This is a genomic window from Paraglaciecola sp. IT1134 (assembly GCF_058068185.1).
The window spans coordinates 244,644-265,391 of the sequence record NZ_CM176486.1 but is presented as its reverse complement, the minus strand read 5'-3'; the positions used below and the strand labels follow the sequence as shown (position 1 = coordinate 265,391).

Genomic DNA, 20,748 nt, shown 5'->3' with positions numbered 1-20,748 from the left:
AATTAGCTAGTTATTCAACTGCCGTTGCTAACGCCCTGAATTTTTACACCCTATACATAAAAAATGTAGAGACACACGGCATAGTGTACATAAAGCGAAATTTCCCCCTTAATAACCACTAGTACAAACCCTTTCTGACCAAAAAAGCAGGATCATCCCCTGCCCTTGATTAGGTTTTTGACTTAGTCAGCAGCCGCTTTAACGAGCGTATTGCGCGGGGTGGCCGTTGGCCGGGGTTGAGGTCAGAATAAACTGACGTAAATCTTGGTTAGATTTTTCTAAATCAGCAGGGCGTAAGTACATCATATGGCCACTAAGGTAACCCTTGAAACTGAGGCGATCCTGCATTTTGCCACTGGGATGTGACTGCCACATGCTGTATTTGGCATCGAAATAATTACAGGCGCCGTCGTAGTAGCCGGATTGGATCATCACATTCAGATAGGGATTTTGTGCCATCGCCTGGCGTAAATTTTCACCTGTGTGATCATGGCAATCATCCCATGGGCGAACCGGGCCAAACATATTGTATTTTAGATCGGTTTTGTAATTGAGTTGTTCCCGTAAATAATAATTTATCGCCGGGGTAAATGAATGTAGCCAGGAGGTCAGTTCAGGGAAATAGTCCACTTCACTGCCGCTTTCCTGGCGATCGATTCCCAAGTAATGACTGTCTAACCGGCCGATGGTTTTGCCTTCATGAAAAAGGGGGCGGTGTGAATTTCATTCCTATTCACTGCGCCCCCTTTTAAACGATTTGATATTCTAGTGCTCATCGTGATGCTTAGTGATGGGCTATTGTGCTACAAGCAGGACTTTAGATCCGATCTTTAAGTTGTGACCATTTACCACTTATATTTGAGGTAATGGTGTTGGTGGTAGTTGCAGACACGCCAACATTTCCCAGTAGCGTTTTTGCGCTTGAGAGGTTGTGCATAATTGCTTCGGCCATACCCTTTATTTCTTTTGGATCCATGCCTGCATGTCGTGCCATGAGTTCTAAAGAAGACTTTTTAGGTGCGATGCCGTCACCGTTAAATGCAGTCATGTGCTCGCCAGATAAGGAGGGGGAGTAGACAACATCGTAGAATGGCGACAAACACCAGTTGTCTTTGTCGTCGCACAGAAAAGCAAAGTTCTTAGCATGATCGTCTTGATTGCATATGAGGTAGTTAAAAAGCGCTCTTTGGATGAGTTTCTTTGCGTCTTTTGCTCCACACATGATGCGTGTAGCTTTAACAAGGTCTACGTAGTCCAGAGATGGTTCACGAAATGACGCATCAAGAAGACCGCTAGCAGAGATCATGTGTAGTCGGCCCGCATCACCAACACAATCGAACCTCTCTTGGCGTAGCCAAAATCTGTTGTCATTAGCGCTTAAGAGATCAAAATCTGCTGTTTCGATGCCGCATTGGTTAGCTAGTGTCATGCAGCAAAATTCAACCAAGCTTTCTTCATGTTTAAGATAAAAGTTATCTGAAGTGAGCTTAATCAGGCAGTGCTTACCGGCGGCAAAACGATTGGTTGTATATGAACCATCAGGCAAAAGAGTGGCATTGATTTTGGGCCTGGCGCCACCGGAGCCAGCTGTATTCATTAAGTGTTCGACTAAGTTAGTTTCAGTCCCTTCAAACTCTTTTATCGCTTGGTTGGCGAGCTCTTGGATAGAAATGTCATATTGTTTTTTATCGTCAGCTAGTGCAATCGTTGGTTCGTAATAGAGTGCGCCAAGACAATTATCGCCAATAAAAGCCAACCTCTCTAATTGGGAAATATTCTTATGATCGTAGCCGTTTTTTCTAAAGATCCTGTCCATAAGATAAAGTCCCCACCCGTCTGGCAGGCTATCGGCAAACACGCCGTGTAATTTATGATGTGGCGTCAGTGGGCCTACTTGGATGTTTGTTGAATTTTCTAGCGCAAACGGAGAAAGGGCCGAATGCTCGGCCATGTAGTTCTCATCGTATTGGAAATATATCCCAGAGTTGTTTTCAGCCAGATCCCCTACTCTGGTTGTATTACCGTTTGAGAGGCGACGATTTACTGCGAGCTTGTGTTTAAGCATTTTTGAGCACGTCGTCAAGACTAATTGGTGCGGCGGCTCTTTTGGTCAGTTGCTGTATGTCTGTCAACTTGCCTATTTCAGCGTAAAGCATCAGGAATTGGCGCAACGATATTTCACCTGTTTTTTCGAATTTACGAATGGTGCTATCAGGCACTCCGGTTTTTTCGGAAAAGTTTATTACGCTATATCCTTTATTTTTGCGGGTTGTTTTAACAAATTGGCTAAGTGAAAGTTGCACATCAAACGGAGATAGCAGTGAAAGCACCTTGAATTCCTTCGCGATAAAACTGCTAACATAATAGCAATTAAAGCGAATCACTACAACAAATTGCTACTTAAATAGCAACTGTATTGATTTGGGAAGTATTTCTAAGAGCCCAAAAACGTTTTGAAGTAGAAAGGGGGAGTGAATAGATTGAGTTAACTCAGATAACCAGTAAATCCATAAACTCATTAACCGGCAGTGCTTCGAACGTGTCCTTGTCATTACAGATTTCTACTATTGCCATCGCCTGTTTATTAGGAAATCGGGTTTTCACATTGCGTTCAAATTTGGCTTGTAACAATGGTATTCCTTCTACTCTGCGAAATTTATGGCCGACAGGATATTCCACTTCTACTTTTTCAGTGCTGCTACCGTCTTTAAAAAAGATTTGGATTGCATTGGCAATGCTACGCTTTTTAGGATCGAGATAATCCTGGGTATATCGCTGGTCTTCACAGACCACCATTTTCTCTCTTAACACATCGATGCGAGGATCAGTTGCAACTTCATCTTCATAGTGATCAGCATTTAAATCGCCAAACATTAAACCTATAGCCACCATGTACTGCAAACAGTGATCGCGATCGGCAGGATTATGCAGCGCGCCTTGTTTGCTGATAATCCGAATAGCGGATTCGTGTGTCGTTAATTCAATGCGTTCAATTTTAGCCAAACAATTAGCTACTTCAGTATGTAACTTAACGGCACACTCTACCGCGGTCTGAGCATGGAATTCCGCTGGAAAGGAAATTTTAAATAACACATTATCCATGACATATTCGCCATAAGGCCGCTGGAATTTAAATTCTTTGCCGCCGAACAATACCCCATAAAATCCCCAGGTTTTAGCGCTTAACACACCTGGATAACCCATTTCACCGGACATAGTGATCATCGCTAAACGCACTGCGCGACTGGTAGCATCGCCAGCTGCCCACGACTTTCGCGAACCGGCGTTTGGAGTATGCCGATAAGTTCGTAAACTTTGGCCATCGACCAATGCTTGGGAAAGCGCATTCATAATATCTTCACGCTCTCCGCCCAACATTTGGGTAACGATGGCAGTGGAAGCAATCTTGACTAAAATAACATGATCCAGTCCTACTCGATTGAAACTATTCTCTAGCGCTAGCACTCCTTGGATCTCATGCGCTTTGATCATAGCGGTAAGCACTTCTTTCATGCTCAAGGGGTCATAACCGCGGGCTAAACGTTGACGGGAAACATAATCCGCTACTGCTAAAATGCCCCCCATATTGTCTGAAGGATGGCCCCATTCGGCAGCTAACCAAGTATCATTAAAATCTAACCATCGAATGATACAACCTATATCAAACGCGGCTTTGATGGGATCCATTTCAAATTGAGTACCAGGGACTCGAGCACCATTGGGCACCATGGTTCCGGGAACAATGGGTCCTAAATGTTTAGCGCATTCCGGGTATCTTAGCGCTAAAAGTCCACAACCCAGCGTATCCATTAAACAATAGCGGGCAGTGTCATACAGGTGGTCATTTTCAATCACGTAGTCCGTTACGTAACGGGCAATATCTTTGATGGGGCGGTCATAGTCGGGTCGTATATTTGATTCAACATTAGCATTCATGTCTGACTCCAAATAATTTTCGATGACTTATTAAACACCTTTTAGCCGACTTAAGTAAACGCTTTACGTTGCTTCTTAAAAATTACGGTAAGAATATTGATGGCAAATATTTGGATGAGAGCGTATACGGGGAAGAGCCTATTATGGCCGCCCAGCACGTTTAAGCTTGGGCAAGTTGTTGGGGTATACGCCGGTTTCAATAAAATTTAGGGTAATTTTAATCACGCCATTTAAATCAACGGATTGAGTTGGTATTCAGCCTAGTTGGTGCCGAGCCAGTTATTATATTCTGGCTTTCAATTGTCTTATTATGCAGGGCGAGATCGTGAACGTTTTTTAGACAATTAGAGTTTTTCGTTAAGATAATTCTTTGATTTTATGGGTAGCTGTGATCTTATACTCCCTTTTGTGGGGCCTTTATGTATCTCGAAGCATTTACGACTCATTTCAGTGCCATTATGGACCAACGTCAATCCGCTAAAGTCACCTATCTCTTGTGTGATGTATTGTTCGTCACGCTTTGTGGCGTGATAGCAGGCGCAGAAGGTTGGTCTGAGATTTATGATTACGCTGAAGGTCACCACGACTGATTCAAGCAACAGGGTTTTCTTATCGATGACGTGCCGGTCGATGACACCATTGCCCGTATTATCTCTAAAATTGAACCTGAGCAGTTCCGGCAATGCTTTATGAATTGGATGCAGGCGGTGCATCAGGTGACTGAAGGCGAAGTGGTCGCCATCGATGGAAAAACATTACGTAGCTCGTACCAACGAGGGGATAGGCAGTCCACTATTCACATGGTAAATGCATTTGCGTGTGCCAACAAAGTGGTGATGGGACAGCTTAAAACCGAACAAAAATCGAATGAAATTACCGCCATCCCAGCACTCATTAAGCTACTGGAGGTAAAAGGTGCGCTGGTATCCATTGATGCGATGGGCTGCCAAACAAAGATAGCACAGCAAATAGTAGAGAAAGAAGCTGATTACCTGTTAGCCGTAAAAGGTAATCAAGGCCAGCTACACCAGGCGATCCGTGATGCATTTATGGATGAGCATGCAGCACCGCTGGATGGTTTAGCGATAAAAAAAAATCATGGCCGTGTAGAAGCCCGCGTGCATTATGTCAAAGATGCCAGCGAATTGGCGACCCGCTTCCCCCAATGGCCTAATCTGCGCAGCATTAGCTTGAGCATAGGGTTTCGTCAAGTCAAAGGTAAAGCGCCACAACTGGGTTATCGCTATTACATTAGCTGTGCCGAGCTTAGCGAAAAAGCGTTAGCTGAAGCCGTACGTGCCCATTGGTCTATCGAAAATAGTCTGCACTGGGCATTAAATGTCAGCTTGAGAGAAGACCCATGCCAAATTCATCACCACAAACGGTGCCGAGAATTGGGCAATGTTAAGGCAACTCTCTTTAAATATGCTCAGGGCAGAGCCTTCAAAAGGCAGCATCAGTGCAAAACGCAAACGAGCATGGATGAAACCAACCTTCTTAGAGGCTGTTTTAAAAGCGGGATTTAGCGAGATGTGTAAAAATTAAACACTCATGCGGTTGCCCTGTCTTATTATGCGTTTACTGTGGATTTAATAATTTACCTTTTTCTTGTGTGAACTCATCTTCCGTTAATATCCCTTTCTCTTTCAAATCATTTAGTTTTTCGAGAGCTTCAAAATTTTGAATTGGTGTTACAGGTTTGTTAGTTTTTATATTTTCAGTTGGCACCGCTGATGAATTAGAAAATAAAGGTTTACCATTTGGGGATTTATAGTCTCGATATGCTAAGAACCAAAAAAGAGGCAACGTTATAATCCAAAGTGGAATTATTAATCCCAACACAAAAAACATAACGGTTAATAATTTCACCGTTTCACTGTTGTCTTCTGCAATATCTATTTGCATAATTTCCATTTATTATTCCTAAATTTTGATGATAATCTAAACGCGTAACGTTAATGTCTAGGAAGTCCTAGATACTATTATTAATCAATTGGTTAGGCACGAATGGAACTGATTCATCCCATTCCCTTCGCCAAAAACCAAGAAAAATAACTACACTTGTATAATACCCACATCTTACAGGATCCGTTCAAAAAGCAATGTCCCAATATCAATAACGAATGTAACCCATCATGGTCGAATTTGCTGATTGGTTGCCGAGCGAAATTGCCCAGTGCAAACAACGCCAGCATCCAGCTATGCCGCAACACATTCAAGGTGGCTACTTTGCACATGCACTTAAGCAAGAAAAAAATGGGCAGGATAATAGGGATGATTAATCGCAGTAGATATGAATAAGTCATACCATCCCTCTATTTAGCATACCTATCTCACACGGGCTGTATTGCCGCCAAGTTCATCTGTTTGACATACTTTACCTTAATCAGCAGCAATCAAATGGACGCGATTACTTGAAAATACCTGCTGTTTTGCTCTTGGTATCTGGAAAAAAGGGAAAAAAGGGGTCGGAGTGAATTTGGGAAAAAGGGGTCGGGAAAAAGGGGGCGGAGTGAATTTCATTTTTATTCACTCCGACCCCTTTTTCCTTTTTCCGTTAATGAATAAATACTTCTTTATCACTGGGATCCATACGGGGTTTCACTTCGCCAATCTTGGCTATGCCGTCGATAGTTAACAGCTGTGTTCCGACCTCTGGAGGTACTGATACCAATAGGCCGCCGTTAGTTTGCGGGTCAAAGAGCAAGTTAATGACTTGGCTGTCTGCATCTTTGCTGATCATGCAGCGGTCTTTTAGGGGTAATAACTGAGGTAATAAACTCGAGCCAATGCCCGACTGCGAAAGGGCTAACACGCCTGGCAGCAGGGGCACTTTGCGGCTGTCGATGTTTATTTGAAAGTCTGAGCTTTCGACCATTTCCAGGCAGTGCCCAATTAAGCCAAAGCCGCTGACGTCGGTTGCGGCATGCACTTCCTGAGTCTGAAGTGCTTTAAAAAAAGCGCGGTTAGAGGCCAGTAAATGCTCCCACAGTTGATCAACTGTACTGGCATCTGCTTTGCCCTGCATGTCGGCCGCTAGAATGATGCCAGAGCCTATGGGCCTGTTGAGTAATAACCAATCGCCGGGTTTAAGATTGTTCTTAGACCAAACGTTACGCTGTTGGCCGTTTACCACAAGGGCGACATGGGTTTCTTTGCCTTGGGTGCTGTGACCACCAACAAGCGTAGTTTCGTGATGAATGAGTGTTTCGGTTATGCCACTCATCAATTGTTGAAAATCACGCTTGCTCAAACGGGGGTGGGCAAAGCAAATATTTGCCCAGACTTGTGCGCTAGTGGGCCCAATGCCCATGGCGTACAAGTCATTAACAGCATGATGGGTAGTCACAATGCCAAAACGGTAAAGGTCATCGGTAAAGGCGCGAAAGCCATCAATGCTCTGAAATACACGGTGCTCTTTGTTATGAATGGCAACCGCCGCGTCTTCGGCTTTGCACAAATTAACAGGTAAGCTCGCTTGCTTAAAAATGGCCAAGTCTTTTAGCGACTCCTCCAGCAATTGGGGACCCAGCTTGCTGCCACAGCCAGCGCAGTGCATGGGTTCATCCATGTCGCTGTTCATATCCGGCAATTGTTTTTGAAACAAATTCATGAAGGTTAAGTCAATATGGTTTTTCCATCGCCACACCCACTTGCCAGAAAAACTGAGCCCCATTTTTTGCCCGACAGCCGTTTGGTTGCCAAGGGAAATCAGTGATAAAAAATTTGTTTGCAGTTTAGTTTTGGTGCATTTTTTGTGTTGAAAAACGGCGCGTAAGTTTTTCTCTAAAAAAGGGGCACACCGTACCGCATAAACCCCTGCTTTAGGACGAGGCGAGTGAGACATACTGGCCACATCACCGGTAGCAAAAATATCAGGATGAGAGGTGCTTTGCAGATAGGCATTCACTTCAATAAAACCCTGGGGATCGGTTGCCAGACCTGCTTTTTTTGGCCAGATGGGTGCTGTTGCTGGGGTGCACCAAATAGATTTGTCGATGATAAGCGTCTGATTATCGTCCGCGACTAACTGTTGTTGCTCAACCCTGGCGACTCGAAAATTATTAACCAAGATCACGTTGTAATGATTGAGCGCTTTACGGACGCGAGTTTGTACACCGGTTTGATAATTTGACAGTAATTGCGAGCCAGCCTGAACTAATGATAACTGAATGGGTTTTTGTTGTTGTGCAAAACGGTGCGCAATCGCCAGTACAATTTCGACACCCGCAGCACCGGCACCGACAATCGCCCAATGGGGAATTTTACCTTGATAATCATGTGCCAGTAAATGCGCCCAAGTAGCGGTTAACTGGCTAACCGGTTTCACCCCAACAGCAAATTCTTTGGCACCGGGCACGGTCAGGTTCGGCGTCGAACCGACATTAATTGAAACTTTGTCGTATTCAATATCAGGGTGGTTATTTACGTGAATACGTTTATGTTCAACATCGAGGCCCGTAACACGACCATGAATAAAACGAACATTACCGGCTTGGGCGAGAATATTGAGGTCAATGTGGGTTTGCGCTATGGAATAATGCCCACTGATAAAACCCGGCAGCATGCCTGAGTAGGGTGTAAGGCGCGTGTCTGAAATAAGCGTGAGTCGCACGTTGGGGATGGGTTTCATCGCCAACATTCTGAGCACCAATACATGGGTATGACCGCCGCCAATAAATACCAGGTCTCTTTCGTTCAAGAAGATTGCCTCATTAGAGTGTGAAAGCCGTTTTGCAACTGAGCCAGAGGGTGCCAATGGGCATGATCATGTTTTTAAATAAAATGCTGAGCGCTTCAGCACCGGTGGCATTGACGTAAAGCCGACGGAATAACCAAACCAATGTTGATAATAAAACGTGCATTAAAAATCGGTTGCCATAACAAAATCCGGGCAACTGGGGCATAAATGCTGGGCAAACACATCAAACCTGGATACTCAATTGAGCACATCAGCTGCAATGATAGCGAATGACAGAGCAAAACAAACCGTTTTACTTAAACTGTTTTGTTGTGTGATAGCCAATCAAGGATCTCCTGATGATTACCCTCAAATATTTTGAGTTGTGCTTTGGCTGTGAATTGATACTCATACATCGGGTCGTAATAATCACTCAGCAGCACGTCGATTATGTCGTCAAACTTGCCCCACCCCCCCTGATTCGCCAGTTGTATTAGGCCGCTATCAAGTAAACCAATTAGGTTTTTATAGCGCTCACCGCCAAGGCGATTTTTTATGCGCGTCAAAGCGCCGCGAATGAAGTCATCAAGGTACGTTATAGCCGCTTCTTCACCTTTAACGAGTTGTGATTGGTAAGCATCAACAAAATAATCTTTACGAATTCGCTCTACGCGCTCTTGCAAAGGTGCCCTCAGTAAAACGATCGGCGCATGCTTACTCAGCGCTAGATATTCTGGCAACAAAGCGAGGCGGCCAATCAAGCGAGATTCATCTTCAAATAAGACCGGCGCATTGCTTTGACTGGCATGTTTTAACCAGTTTACCGACCATGCATTTTCAAAATCAATTTGGCTCGGCTGTTTGCTGCCGGTACTGCCAAATGCGCTGCCTCGATGGTTGGCTAGACCTTCTAAGTCGACTGACTGGGGCCAATCGTGTATCACTTGTGTTTTGCCCGAGCCCGTGGCACCTGAAAGTACCTGAATGTTGCCTTGGGCAATTCGTACATGAAGTTGCGTCAGTAAAAACTGCCGCATCGCCTTGTAACCGCCTTCGATAAACGGCATATCGATGCCCACTTCGGTTAGCCATTGTTGTGTCACGCGGGATCGAAGACCGCCACGAAAGCAATACAAGAGACCGCTGGGGTTTTGCTCATGAAATAACCGCCAAGCCCGAATTCGCTCCTCTTTAACTTCACCCTTTACCAAGCAGTGGCCCAACGCAAAGGCCGCCTTTTGGCCTTCTTCTTTGTAGCAGGTACCAACGGCTTCGCGCTCGGAATCAGTCATTAGCGGATGATTTACAGAGTGAGGAAAGGCACCTTTGTTGAATTCAACCGGTGCTCTGACGTCCATCATCGGAGTGTCGTTTAGAAACAAGGCCGTGTAGTCGGCGGTGGTTTGCAAGCGCAGTCCTTAAAAATTTAATTCGAAGACCTAGCTTATCAGAATCGTACTGAGTTTATTGATCCTAAGCACAGATGGTCTAAAAGGAAGAGCTGTCGCCAGGTTCTATTGTGAGCACTTGATTTGAGTGAAAAAGCCCCCAGTTCTAGTGGTCGAATATTTATAATGTGATGGTGCTTGTGCAACTTGAGTTTCGGTAGCTGCCACCTTCGTTATGAAACTAACCGACTAAGAATACGAGGACGAACAAATGATCGCAGATCAAAAAGTGGTATCTCTAAACTACACCGTGAAAGACACCGAAGGCCAAATTGTGGATAGCTCAGAAGGTGCTGAACCATTAGTTTACCTACATGGCCAAAACAGCATTATTCCCGGTTTAGAAGCCGCACTCGTGGGCAAAGCCACTGGCGATGAATTCGAAGTAACCATTGAGCCGGCGGATGGCTACGGTGAATACAATGAAGAGATGGTGCAAGTTGTGCCTCGTGAGGCATTTAAAGGCGTTGAAAACATTGAAAAAGGCATGGTTTTTACTGCTGAAACCCAGAGCGGGCCGGTTCAATTGATGGTCGCTAACATTGAAGGTGATGACATTACAGTCGATCCTAATCACCCGTTGGCAGGTAAAACGCTGAATTTTTCAGGCTCAGTGATTGAGGTTCGTGAAGCGACGGAAGAAGAGCTCGCTCATGGTCATGTTCATGGGGAAGGCGGGCATCAACACTAAATACGGAAAAGGGAAAAAGGGGTCGGGGAAAAAAGGGGCGGAGTGAATTTCGTTCCTATTCACTCCGCCCCCTTTTTCCTTTGTGAGTGGCAGGTTTCTCTTCCGTTTTAAGACTATGCACTTCTTGATAGAGCGTGACACTGCGGCCATCAAAGGCCAGCGATGCACGCAGCAAAAAGTGGCCTTTGTGCTCATCTAAATCTGACCCGTCCACCAATATGATCGGGCGGGATGAGATGCGACCAAACAGGTAACATATTGCGGTATAAATGTAATCTGACTCAATCAGCAAATGTGGATTGGAGCAAGGCCTGTCGGCGCGTTTAATGTTATATTTCTATAGGTGTGCAATCGAATTAAAGTTTAAAACTTGGAATTAATGTTCGCCACTGCCTATCAAAATTTGCAACTAATTTGCCTAAACCGGACAACTATTTTTTGTATTTCTTATTATTTTATTATTTTGTAGCGATTTGCTACAATAAATTAATATGAATAATTTCGAGATGACAATGGCAAAACACACTAGTCCCATGAGACTCAACGAAAGTTTGGTCACTGAAGCGCAAGTCATTGCAGCAACAATGCACCGTTCAACTGCTGAGCAGATAGAATACTGGTCTGAGATTGGTAAGCGTATTAGTAACGATTTAACTACGCAGCAAATAACGCAGCTCATGACAGGTGTCGGTCAAGTAGTGTTTACTACTCATATTCACTCGCCGCTTGATGTTATGGCTCTTTCTGATGAGATTGAGGCAGACAATTCAGCTGGCAGATTACATACCGACCTGCTAGCAAAAAAACAAACTTTGTATGAGCCCGCTCCAGAAGGTGGGGACTTGTTAACGGCATACTATCCTGATGGAACCGTAACCAAAGGGCGATTTAAAAATGGGGTGTTCAAAACGGTCAGGCAAAATAGAGCTTGAATAAAGAACTGAATATCATTGTAGGCGGCAATGGTAGCGGTAAAACTACCTTTTACTACCGATACTTCGCCAAGTTGAATTTGCCCTTTCTCAATGCCGATGAGCTTGCCAAACAACGGTGGCCTGATGCTCCAGAGAATCACAGCTATGCTGCCGCAAAACTAGTGGAACAACAACGCATTTTATCGATTACTACAGGTCAGAGCTTTTGTTTTAAGACGGTATTTTCGCACCCCTCAAAGGTAGACTTTATCGCCAAAGCTAAATCACAAGGCTATCGCATCAACCTGTTCGTGATCCATATTGACGCCTCGCCCCACACCAACATAGCAAGGGTTGCGAGTCGAATTGAACAAGGAGGTCACAGTGTGCCAGAAAATAAAATAATGGAGCGCATTCCCAGAATGCTGGAGCATGTTTGTCTTGCCGTGCCACTATGTAACACCGTATCATTTTATGATAACACCTCAGCCATTAAAGGCTTTAAACGTATTGCTGTTTTGCAGGAGAAAGTGCTGTTCTGTGACAATGGCTTGCCGATTTGGGTGGCGGATTGTGTTGACCATCAATATACGCAGCAATTTTCTTTTTAGGTATCAGGGTGCAATGGGTCAGTATTTGAGTTTCAAATATTATAGGAAATTGAAAAGAGTTGGGGTTCAAAATTTTATGGCCGCGAGACATTCTGGTTTTAGACTTTAATTCACACTCACAATAGGCTTTGGTATCTTTCCCCCGGCCCATGCCGGCCGCGCTTGCAGCGCCACGGTGCAACAGACTATGTACACACGCAAAAAGCGCTTGGAAACGCATTTTGTGCATATCGAGGCTGACAAATGACAGCATATTGTTCAAGATAGTGTTTACATTCATGGCGTTTACCGATTGGTTTTGTTTGGTGATAGATCTGATCAGCTAATGCCATGAATGTTCTCTAGCTTTTCATCTATCCTTATGATTTTTGTATATATTCGTGGTGATACCTCAGGGCCTGACTAAATAACCATGAAATTCACTCCGACCCCTTTTTCAAATGTTCTCCAGATTTTCATCTATCCTTATGATTTTTGTATATTATTCGCGGTGATACCTCAGGGCCTGACTGAATAACCATGAAATTCACTCCGACCCCTTTTTCCTTTTTCACTTTTTCACGCAAAAAATCCCGCCTGGGGCCTGCAAAGGCTATACGCTTGAACAAACCCATTGCGTGTATTCGTTCATTGTAGCGAGTCTGTTCAGGCGCCAGCCAATGACGTTGTCGAAGCGGTTGTCAAAGACGGTCAATAAGGGCCAGATGAAAGCCGACATGCTGGCTTATATCACCGTGCAGGCCGGGCAAATTCATCAGCGCATTAGCCAAATCTAACCACAGTTGTAGCAGAGCTTCGGGGGGGGATTTTTGATAACCTATACTAAATACTGTGTCACGATAGTCAGCAAAGTCTTTTAAAAAATACTGTTACCGTGGTAAAAATCTGTGGTCAAACAATAGCCATCAAAAAAGGAAATAAAGCGTGATCGACCAGGCCAGCAAGACCCTCAAGGATGTGTTTGGTTTTAGCGAGTTTCGCCAGTCGCAAAAAGCGATCATCGGCAATGTGCTCGATAAACAAAATACCCTGGCGATCATGCCTACCGGTGGCGGTAAATCTTTGTGTTACCAAATTCCGGCCTTATTGTTTGATGGGCTAACGGTGGTTATATCTCCGCTTATTTCACTGATGCAGGACCAAGTGCGTCAGCTCCAGGCCTTAAATATACCGGCCTGTGTATTGAATAGTTCGCTTTCAACCCAGCAATATCAAGATAACCTGCAGGCCATTAAGCAGCAACGTTGCAAACTGGTGTTTTTAGCCCCTGAAACTGCCTTGCAATCAAGTATTATTGAGCTATTAAGCAGCGTGTTCGTGGCCTGCATTGCGATTGATGAAGCCCATTGCATTTCAGAATGGGGCCATGATTTTCGTCCTGAGTATCGCCAGCTTAACCGCTTACTTGACCTGTTCCCCAGCGCTGTCTGCGTTGCCCTTACTGCGACCGCCACTCCGCGTGTTAGAGCCGATATCAAACGCCAATTGCATATCTCTGATAACAGCGAATTTATTGCCAGTTTTGACAGACCCAACCTGTATATAGAGGTGTTGCCCAAAGACCATCCTTACCGGCAGTGCACAAGCTTTATCAAGCTGCACCCGGAGCAATCCGGCATTATCTACTGCCTGTCACGCAAGCAGGTAGATGAGCTGAGCAGCAAACTTAGCGCCGATGGATACTCGGTGGTGGCATATCATGCGGGGCTTAGCAGCGCCGGGCGTAGTGAGGCCCAAGAGCGTTTTATTCGGGATGATGTGCATATTGTGGTGGCCACTATTGCCTTTGGTATGGGCATTAATAAACCCGATGTGCGCTATGTGCTGCACTACGATTTACCGAAAAATATTGAGGGCTATTATCAACAAATTGGCCGCGCCGGGCGCGATGGTTTATCTGCCGATTGCCTGCTGCTCTTTGGTTATGGTGATACCGGAAAAATACGCTATTTTATTGACCAGATCTCGGATGAGCAGGAAAGACGTATCGCCACCGGGCACCTAAATCAAATGCTGGCGCTGGCTGAAACAGACACCTGCCGCAGGCTGCCATTACTGCAATACTTTGCTGAAATGCCGCAACGTGAGAACTGTGCAAAGTGCGATAACTGCTGCAATGAAGCCAAGCACAAGAGTGATTTAACCGTAGCTGCACAAAAGTTTCTTTCCTGCGTTTATCGCACCGGCGAGCGCTTTGGTGCCAGCCATATTATTGATGTACTACGTGGCTCAAACGCCGAAAAAATATTGCAAAATCAGCACAACTTGCTCTCAACCTACAATATTGGCAGCGAGTACAGCAAAAAGCAGTGGATGGTTCTGGCACGCCAGCTATTGCAAAAGGGACTCCTGAGCCAAGATGAACAATTCGGTGGACTGCGCCTCACTCAGCAAGCAGCTGAAGTACTCAAAGGCAAGGCACCGTTTTTCGCCCTGCTACAGCAGCCCTCCGTTAGCAGCAAAACAAGTCCCTCCCCGGTGCAACCTGGCGACCCTGCCCTGGTGCAAATGCTCAAAACACAGCGCAAACGCCTGGCAGACACTGACAATATACCGCCTTATGCAGTGTTTGCTGATCGCACGTTAAACGAAATGGCCTACTACTTACCCCACTCATCCACAAGCCTGTTGCAAATTCATGGGGTAGGCCAGGCCAAATTGGAAAAATATGGCGAGATTTTCTTGCAGCTTATCAGCGATCATTGCCAGCAAAACAAGTTGCACGAAGTCAGCAATAGCCAAACCCCGAGTAAAGCTGCTAAATCAAGCAGTCAAAACCCGGGACAAAGCAGTGCCAAGACCCTTGAAATCCTCAGCGCCTTTCAAAGCGGTGAGAGTTTGGAGACACTCGCCGCCCGGCACCAGGTTAAACCTGGCACCATCAATGCGCACTTGTACCACTATGTACAGGCCGGCAACCGTCTCAACCAACCCGAGCGGCTGCTCAAGGCTACCAAGCTCAAGCAAACTGAAATGGACCAAGCCCTAAGCGCCTTTAACCAGCACGGAGCTGATCGCCTCAAGCCAGTATACGATAGCCTTAACGCACAAATAAACTACGAGCAACTACACCTGTTAAGAATTTATTTTTTGCAGCACAAAAGCGGATAAATGCGGTTGCACAGCGTATTGATCAACAATAGAATTAGTAGCCAATTGATATAGTCAAAATCATTGGAATGGCATGGCGGCGAATGAGCGCAGCCAACAAACAGGCAGTTTCAAGGATGAAGGGTATAGGTATCGATAACTCATCTCCCATTAGATCAACTTAACAAAAGCAGCGCAATATTATGTCCAGCACCTCATCAAGCTTTTTTCTCGACCCACAAAATATCATTCAGCTAACCAGCGAGAAGACCTACCGCTTAGGGCTACATGATTTTAAAAATAGCTGTGTATTTGAATGCGATCTGCAAGACCGCCAGTTGCTGGGCAGTGTTGAGAGCGACAGTTCAGAGCTGCCCTACGCTGTGTGTATTTATTTAAACGAGCAACAAAACGCGATTGAGTATTGTAGCTGCTATTGTGAGCAGGACGATGACGACGCACACCTATGCCGCCATGCGGTAGCCACCGTGTTGCAATATGCTCAGCAGGTACAAGAGCAACAGACATCTAATGCCCTGCTAAGTGCAAAAGAAAGCGCTCTAAACGAACGGATGAAAAGTGGCAAGGCGGAAGTCAAAGTCAAGCCTCTAGATAACACAGAAATTTTTGGTCATTGGCGGGCCGAGTCGATTGTGTCAGCAACCCACAGGCAGCAAACCTATTCGGTGCAAATACGCTCCTTAAACGCGCGGCAAAACTTATGCACCTGCCCTGACTGGGCCAATAACCAACTGGGTACCTGCAAGCATATAGAAGCGGTATTGCACCACATTTCCCGAAATCATAGAACCCCGTTAGCTGCTTTGCAGTCCATCCCGTTTATTTATCGTGGATGGCAAGATCATCAGCCGGTGATCCGTTTACAGCGCAGTGCCAATATGTCCCCAGAGTTGAGCGAGTTGCTTGATCAATACTTTGATACCAAAGGAGATTTTAGCGGCCAATTGCCCGAGCATTTTTTTCGTTTACAGAATAATCTGTATGCCAACGACGCAATACAAGTTGGCGATGACGCCGTGCAAAGTGTGCAGCGCATGGTTACCGGTCAAACCCGGCAATTGGAAAAACAGCGAATAGCGCAGCAATTTGAACTCACCAGGGGCCGAATTGGCGGCATATCTGCCACCTTGTTTCCCTATCAAATTGAAGGCGCAGCATTTTTGGCCGCCAATGGCCGAGCTCTGCTAGCAGATGACATGGGGCTGGGCAAAACCTTGCAAGCTATTACCGCCGCTTATTGGTTACATAAACAGGCTGGCGTGGCCAAAGTTCTGATCGTTTGTCCGGCCTCCCTTAAATCCCAATGGGCACGGGAAATTTCCAAATTTACCGGCTTACCTTGTCAAATCATTCAGGGCAACGCGGCACAACGCATGCCTCAGTATAAAGGTGATAGCCTGTTTACGATCGCGAACTATGAGATCATCCTGCGGGATCTGGAGGTCATCAACCAGCAGTTTGCCCCCGATCTGATTATCCTTGATGAAGCCCAACGCATTAAGAACTGGCGCACCAAAATCGCCTCCTCCATCAAGCTGATACGCAGTCGTTATGCCTTTGTGTTAACCGGCACACCTCTGGAAAACAGACTGGAAGATTTATATAGCCTGATGCAAGTGGTTGATCCCTATGTACTCGGTCCGTTATGGCGTTATTTGGCTGACTTTCATATCACCGATGACAAAGGCAAAGTATTGGGTTATCGCAACCTTAGTGAGTTACGCCGCCTGATTGCTCCCCTTATGCTGCGGCGTAATCGCAGTATTGTCAGTGATCAGCTACCCGCGAAAACCCATATTCAACTAGACGTTGGTATGTCCAAGCGCCAGCGTGATCTGCACGACTCAGCCATGAACACCGCTGGCAGTTTGGCCGATATTGCCAGACAACGACCACTGACCCCTTCCGAGCAAAACAGTCTGATGTCAGCCTTACAACAAGCCAGAATGGCCTGTGATGCAGCAGGTCTGGTTGATAAGGAGACTCAGGGTTCACCCAAATTGGATGAATTGCGCCTGTTATTAAGCGAGCTATGTATCGATAATGGCGTGAAAGTCGTGGTTTTCTCCCAGTGGCATGGCATGACCAAAATGGTTGAAGCGCTCGCCGGGCAGCTCAATATTGAATCGGTCCACTTGCATGGTGGTGTACCATCGGCTAAACGGGGCGCGCTAATGGAACGTTTTCAGCAGGATGATAACGTTCGTCTTTTTATATCCACAGACGCTGGGGGCACAGGTCTAAACCTGCAAAGCGCCAATGTGTTGATCAACATGGACGTACCTTGGAATCCTGCGGTGCTGGAGCAGCGAAATGCCCGGGTTCATCGTCTTGGGCAAACCCGCAACGTGCAAATTATTTTAATGGTAGCCTCCAACTCCTACGAAGAAAGAGTACTTGAGCTTATTGGCAATAAACAAAGTTTATTCGACAACGTCGTCTCACCCGACGCCAGCGAAGACGTAGTAGGTGTCAGCAAGAAAACCCTGGCTACTCTGGTTGATGAGCTGCAAAAGAAATCCATAGAGACAGAAACACCCGAGCAGTTGCCCCAGCCCCCGGTGATTGCGGCGGACGGCATAGCTGCACTTGAGACGCCGGCACAACCCAGCGCGAGTAATCGCGCCGTGCTTGCCGATAGCACTGAAGATCAGCAACTCACGCACGTGATTAACGTAATACAACAACATTTTGCTGCACGTATAGAACAGGTGCTGGGCAAAAATGGCAGTGTATTGGTGGTGCTGGATCAGCTCAATGATGAAGACGAACGCTTTATCAATGAATTAGACAGCCCCCTGCCCATTGCGGCTATCGACACACGTAACTTGAAACAACTGCAAAAACTGCAAGCCTTGTCACCCCTGGCAGATCTTAGCGACATCCCTCTGCCTAGCAGCCCAATCCTGCTCGAAAACCGCTGGTCTAAACAGGCTCAGCAAAAACTGGCGGCCGCCAAAATCTTGCAGCAGCATGGCCAGGTTGGCAGTCTCGACATGCTTATCGGCGCGACGTGTGCCCAATTAACGGCGCTGGGTGAACAGCAAACACTACTCTGCGTGGAAAATGCCTGCCTGATGCTATACACCGACAGCAAGCTGCAGGAAAAACTGAGTAACAAAGACAACCTCGCAATCAGCAGATTGCTCAGTTTACGCGATGTCACCAGCCTACCCGAGCCACTATTATTACAACTGATTGAGGACGTTGAGAGCTTGTTGGTGAACGAAAGTTGAGTGGTACGGCATATGCTAAATACCAGGCTCAAGGGGCGTTTATTGCAGTTTGAACATCGAGCAGCCCTGGTAACTAGCATAATTCACTGTGACAGCTTATTCCCGCTAATCGCAGAATATCTGTATGAATTCTATACCTAAAATCATTGGAATTGCGTGGCGGCGAATGAATGTAGTTAACAAACGCTTGCATAGTAGCGGCATTGACTATATGAGGTTGTTTAGCCTTAAGCTCAAACGGTATCACTATGTGATTAGAACAGCGCGTGCAATAATTTAATGGCTTGTGAACGGCCAAATAACGGCAAAGCTATTAACCATTGTTTCCAGCGTCTTGCCGCTTTACCGACAGCAGAAGGTCGGGTGCACCAAAAATCGATGCCGGTGTAATGCCTAGCAGTTCTTCTGCATAAAATAATGCCTTCGATTGCCCAGTAGTGTTTGTCGTTCCTGTGATCTCAACCAGTTTAGGACAAGATGTTCGTTGGAAAATCACACTGGGATCTCAACGTTCTGCCCCCTTGGGGTGGACGCAAATTGCCGCGCCCTGGTGGCCAGAAAACTTAGCTGCTGTAAGAATGATTTGTTTGCGCCATTTTTGGTAAACAACCTGACTTTGTGGCGGATAACAATAGATACCGCGCCTACGGCATGGCCTCTGGATACAGACTGAGACGTCTGATCGGTCATTTTATTTACACTCTTTGCTTTAAAAGCTTACTGAATCAAAGAGTGCACTTCGGTACTCACCACCGTCATCAGTTTATGAATGGGGCATTTTTGAGCAATCTCGGTCAACCTCTGACGCTGCTCATCATTTAGCTGGCCATTAAGTGTCAGACTGACATTGAGCACATACACCCCATTCGCTTCGCGGCTATTATCTCGTTCAATGTCTACATCTACACTGGTAAGGTCAATTTGTTTACGCCTGGCATACATCAATAGTGTTATCGCCTTACAGGCCGCTAGAGAACTGTCATACAGGTCATGGGGATCCGGGGCACTGTCATCGCCGCCCAATGAGGTAGCAACATCTGCAAAAAGCGTATGTTGATGGATGCGGATCGTTTGGCGGTAAGTTGTGGTGTCGCTTTTTTGTAAACTGATAGTCATAATCTGATCCAAATTATCGTTGTTAAACTAGTCCTTTGGCTCCGTTGCCTAGCGGGGCAGAGGAATAAACTCTTCTTCGTCACCCACGACCTTTGGGAATTTCCCCGCCAACCAATCCTGTTTCGCCCGCTCGATACGTTCTTTACGACTGGAGATGAAGTTCCATTCTATATAACGTTTACCGATTTTTTCGCCGCCAATGAGCGCAATTCTGCTCTCTTGTGTGGCTTGAATCTCCACCCCCTCAGCCGCCGATAAAATAACCATGGCAAATTCGGGTACTACAGTGTCTTTGATTTTTAGTGCGCCTTTGGCAATATAGATGGCACGTTCTTCACAATTGGGCAGGGTTAATGTTTGCCCAACCTGCAAATGAGCTTCCACATACAAAGTTTCTGCGTAAGTCAGCACTGGCGATGTCACCCCATAAGCCGAGCCCATTAATACTCTAAGCGGTACACCCTTGACTGTGATAGCCGCAATACTGGCTGCTGGATAATGGTAAAAGGCGGGTTCTATTTCTTCATCTTTTTCCGGTAAGGCTAACCACAATTGCAAACCATGCAAAGTATGATCTACATTTTTCACTTCGGGACGCTCCCGTTCTGAATGGGTTATCCCCCGGCCCGCAACCATCAAGTTAATATCGCCTGGCGTTATTATGGCAACACTACCCAGTGAATCTCGATGTAAAATTTCACCTTCAAACAGATAAGTCACGGTGGCCAGATTGATATGGGGGTGAGGGCGTACATTAATGCCCGAGCCAGCAGGGAAATTGGCGGGCCCCATGTGGTCAAAGAAAATCCAGGGGCCAACTGTTTTGCGTCCTTCGGTGGGTAACGTGCGGCGAACTGAGAATTCACCAAAATCTTTGGCCCGTGGCTGAATAATAATGTCAACAGCATCACACCCTTTTTCAATATCACATGTTAATTGCGGATCACGCGTTGCTATGCTCATTTTTTTGTCCATTTTAGTGGTTGTTGAACCGGGCAAACTCA

At 45.9% G+C, this 20,748-nt stretch carries 14 protein-coding genes and 2 pseudogenes; 6 read left to right on the top strand and 10 right to left on the bottom strand.

Annotated features, from left to right (window positions below; translation table 11 throughout):
• Positions 1–198 precede the first annotated feature (198 nt).
• From AC3RV5_RS01230 to AC3RV5_RS01215, 4 genes and pseudogenes are all read right to left on the bottom strand, one after another.
• A pseudogene (locus tag AC3RV5_RS01230) lies at positions 199–699 on the bottom strand (carboxypeptidase); the annotation flags it as partial.
• A 118-nt stretch (positions 700–817) separates the two neighbouring features.
• The gene (locus tag AC3RV5_RS01225; protein WP_489730187.1) at positions 818–2,065 is read right to left on the bottom strand and encodes a type II toxin-antitoxin system HipA family toxin; all 1,248 of its coding nucleotides are present in this window, start codon (positions 2,063–2,065) and stop codon (positions 818–820) included.
• Positions 2,058–2,330: a transcriptional regulator gene (locus AC3RV5_RS01220; RefSeq protein ID WP_489730186.1), complete on the bottom strand. Its 273-nt coding sequence runs from the start codon at positions 2,328–2,330 to the stop codon at positions 2,058–2,060. The genes AC3RV5_RS01225 and AC3RV5_RS01220 overlap by 8 nt, the downstream gene beginning before the upstream one ends.
• Positions 2,331–2,490: 160 nt before the next feature.
• Positions 2,491–3,936 carry a bifunctional 2-methylcitrate dehydratase/aconitate hydratase gene (locus AC3RV5_RS01215; RefSeq protein ID WP_489730185.1) on the bottom strand — a complete coding sequence of 482 codons (1,446 nt, stop codon included), beginning with the start codon at positions 3,934–3,936 and terminating at the stop codon, positions 2,491–2,493.
• A 419-nt stretch (positions 3,937–4,355) separates the two neighbouring features.
• On the opposite strand from AC3RV5_RS01215, the pseudogene AC3RV5_RS01210 reads away from it, so the two are divergent.
• Positions 4,356–5,481, top strand: a pseudogene (locus AC3RV5_RS01210) (ISAs1 family transposase).
• 33 nt (positions 5,482–5,514) lie between these two features.
• Here AC3RV5_RS01210 and AC3RV5_RS01205 read toward each other — a convergent pair.
• The 3 genes from AC3RV5_RS01205 to mnmH form a co-directional block, all read right to left on the bottom strand.
• On the bottom strand, positions 5,515–5,850 hold the full coding sequence (locus AC3RV5_RS01205; RefSeq protein ID WP_489730184.1) for an SHOCT domain-containing protein: 336 nt from the start codon (positions 5,848–5,850) through the stop codon (positions 5,515–5,517).
• A gap of 643 nt (positions 5,851–6,493) precedes the next feature.
• Positions 6,494–8,638: a selenide, water dikinase SelD gene (gene selD, locus AC3RV5_RS01200; protein WP_489730183.1), complete on the bottom strand. Its 2,145-nt coding sequence runs from the start codon at positions 8,636–8,638 to the stop codon at positions 6,494–6,496.
• Positions 8,639–8,934: 296 nt separating this feature from the next.
• On the bottom strand, positions 8,935–10,026 hold the full coding sequence (mnmH, locus tag AC3RV5_RS01195; RefSeq protein WP_489730182.1) for a tRNA 2-selenouridine(34) synthase MnmH: 1,092 nt from the start codon (positions 10,024–10,026) through the stop codon (positions 8,935–8,937).
• A 250-nt stretch (positions 10,027–10,276) separates the two neighbouring features.
• Here mnmH and slyD point away from each other — a divergent pair, with 250 nt between their 5' ends.
• From slyD to AC3RV5_RS01170, 5 genes are all read left to right on the top strand, one after another.
• Positions 10,277–10,756, top strand: coding sequence for a peptidylprolyl isomerase (gene slyD / locus AC3RV5_RS01190; RefSeq protein WP_489730181.1), 480 nt, complete (start codon positions 10,277–10,279; stop codon positions 10,754–10,756).
• A 491-nt stretch (positions 10,757–11,247) separates the two neighbouring features.
• Positions 11,248–11,688, top strand: coding sequence for a TA system antitoxin ParD family protein (locus AC3RV5_RS01185; RefSeq protein ID WP_489730180.1), 441 nt, complete (start codon positions 11,248–11,250; stop codon positions 11,686–11,688).
• The gene (locus AC3RV5_RS01180) at positions 11,685–12,281 is read left to right on the top strand and encodes an ATPase (RefSeq protein WP_489730179.1); all 597 of its coding nucleotides are present in this window, start codon (positions 11,685–11,687) and stop codon (positions 12,279–12,281) included. Before AC3RV5_RS01185 ends, AC3RV5_RS01180 begins: the two co-directional genes overlap by 4 nt.
• Before the next feature lie 924 nt (positions 12,282–13,205).
• Positions 13,206–15,392, top strand: coding sequence for a DNA helicase RecQ (gene recQ / locus AC3RV5_RS01175; protein WP_489730178.1), 2,187 nt, complete (start codon positions 13,206–13,208; stop codon positions 15,390–15,392).
• A 182-nt stretch (positions 15,393–15,574) separates the two neighbouring features.
• The gene (locus tag AC3RV5_RS01170) at positions 15,575–18,628 is read left to right on the top strand and encodes an SNF2-related protein (protein ID WP_489730177.1); all 3,054 of its coding nucleotides are present in this window, start codon (positions 15,575–15,577) and stop codon (positions 18,626–18,628) included.
• Positions 18,629–19,120: 492 nt separating this feature from the next.
• On the opposite strand, the gene AC3RV5_RS01165 is transcribed toward AC3RV5_RS01170, so the two are convergent.
• The 3 genes from AC3RV5_RS01165 to AC3RV5_RS01155 are packed head-to-tail and all read right to left on the bottom strand — an operon-like array spanning position 19,121 to position 20,707.
• On the bottom strand, positions 19,121–19,318 hold the full coding sequence (locus AC3RV5_RS01165; RefSeq protein WP_489730176.1) for a hypothetical protein: 198 nt from the start codon (positions 19,316–19,318) through the stop codon (positions 19,121–19,123).
• A gap of 27 nt (positions 19,319–19,345) precedes the next feature.
• A complete protein-coding gene (locus AC3RV5_RS01160; protein ID WP_489730175.1) occupies positions 19,346–19,744 on the bottom strand; it encodes an OsmC family protein in 399 nt (132 codons plus the stop codon).
• A 48-nt stretch (positions 19,745–19,792) separates the two neighbouring features.
• Positions 19,793–20,707, bottom strand: a complete 915-nt coding sequence (locus tag AC3RV5_RS01155; protein WP_489730174.1) for a pirin family protein — start codon at positions 20,705–20,707, stop codon at positions 19,793–19,795.
• Positions 20,708–20,748 lie beyond the last annotated feature (41 nt).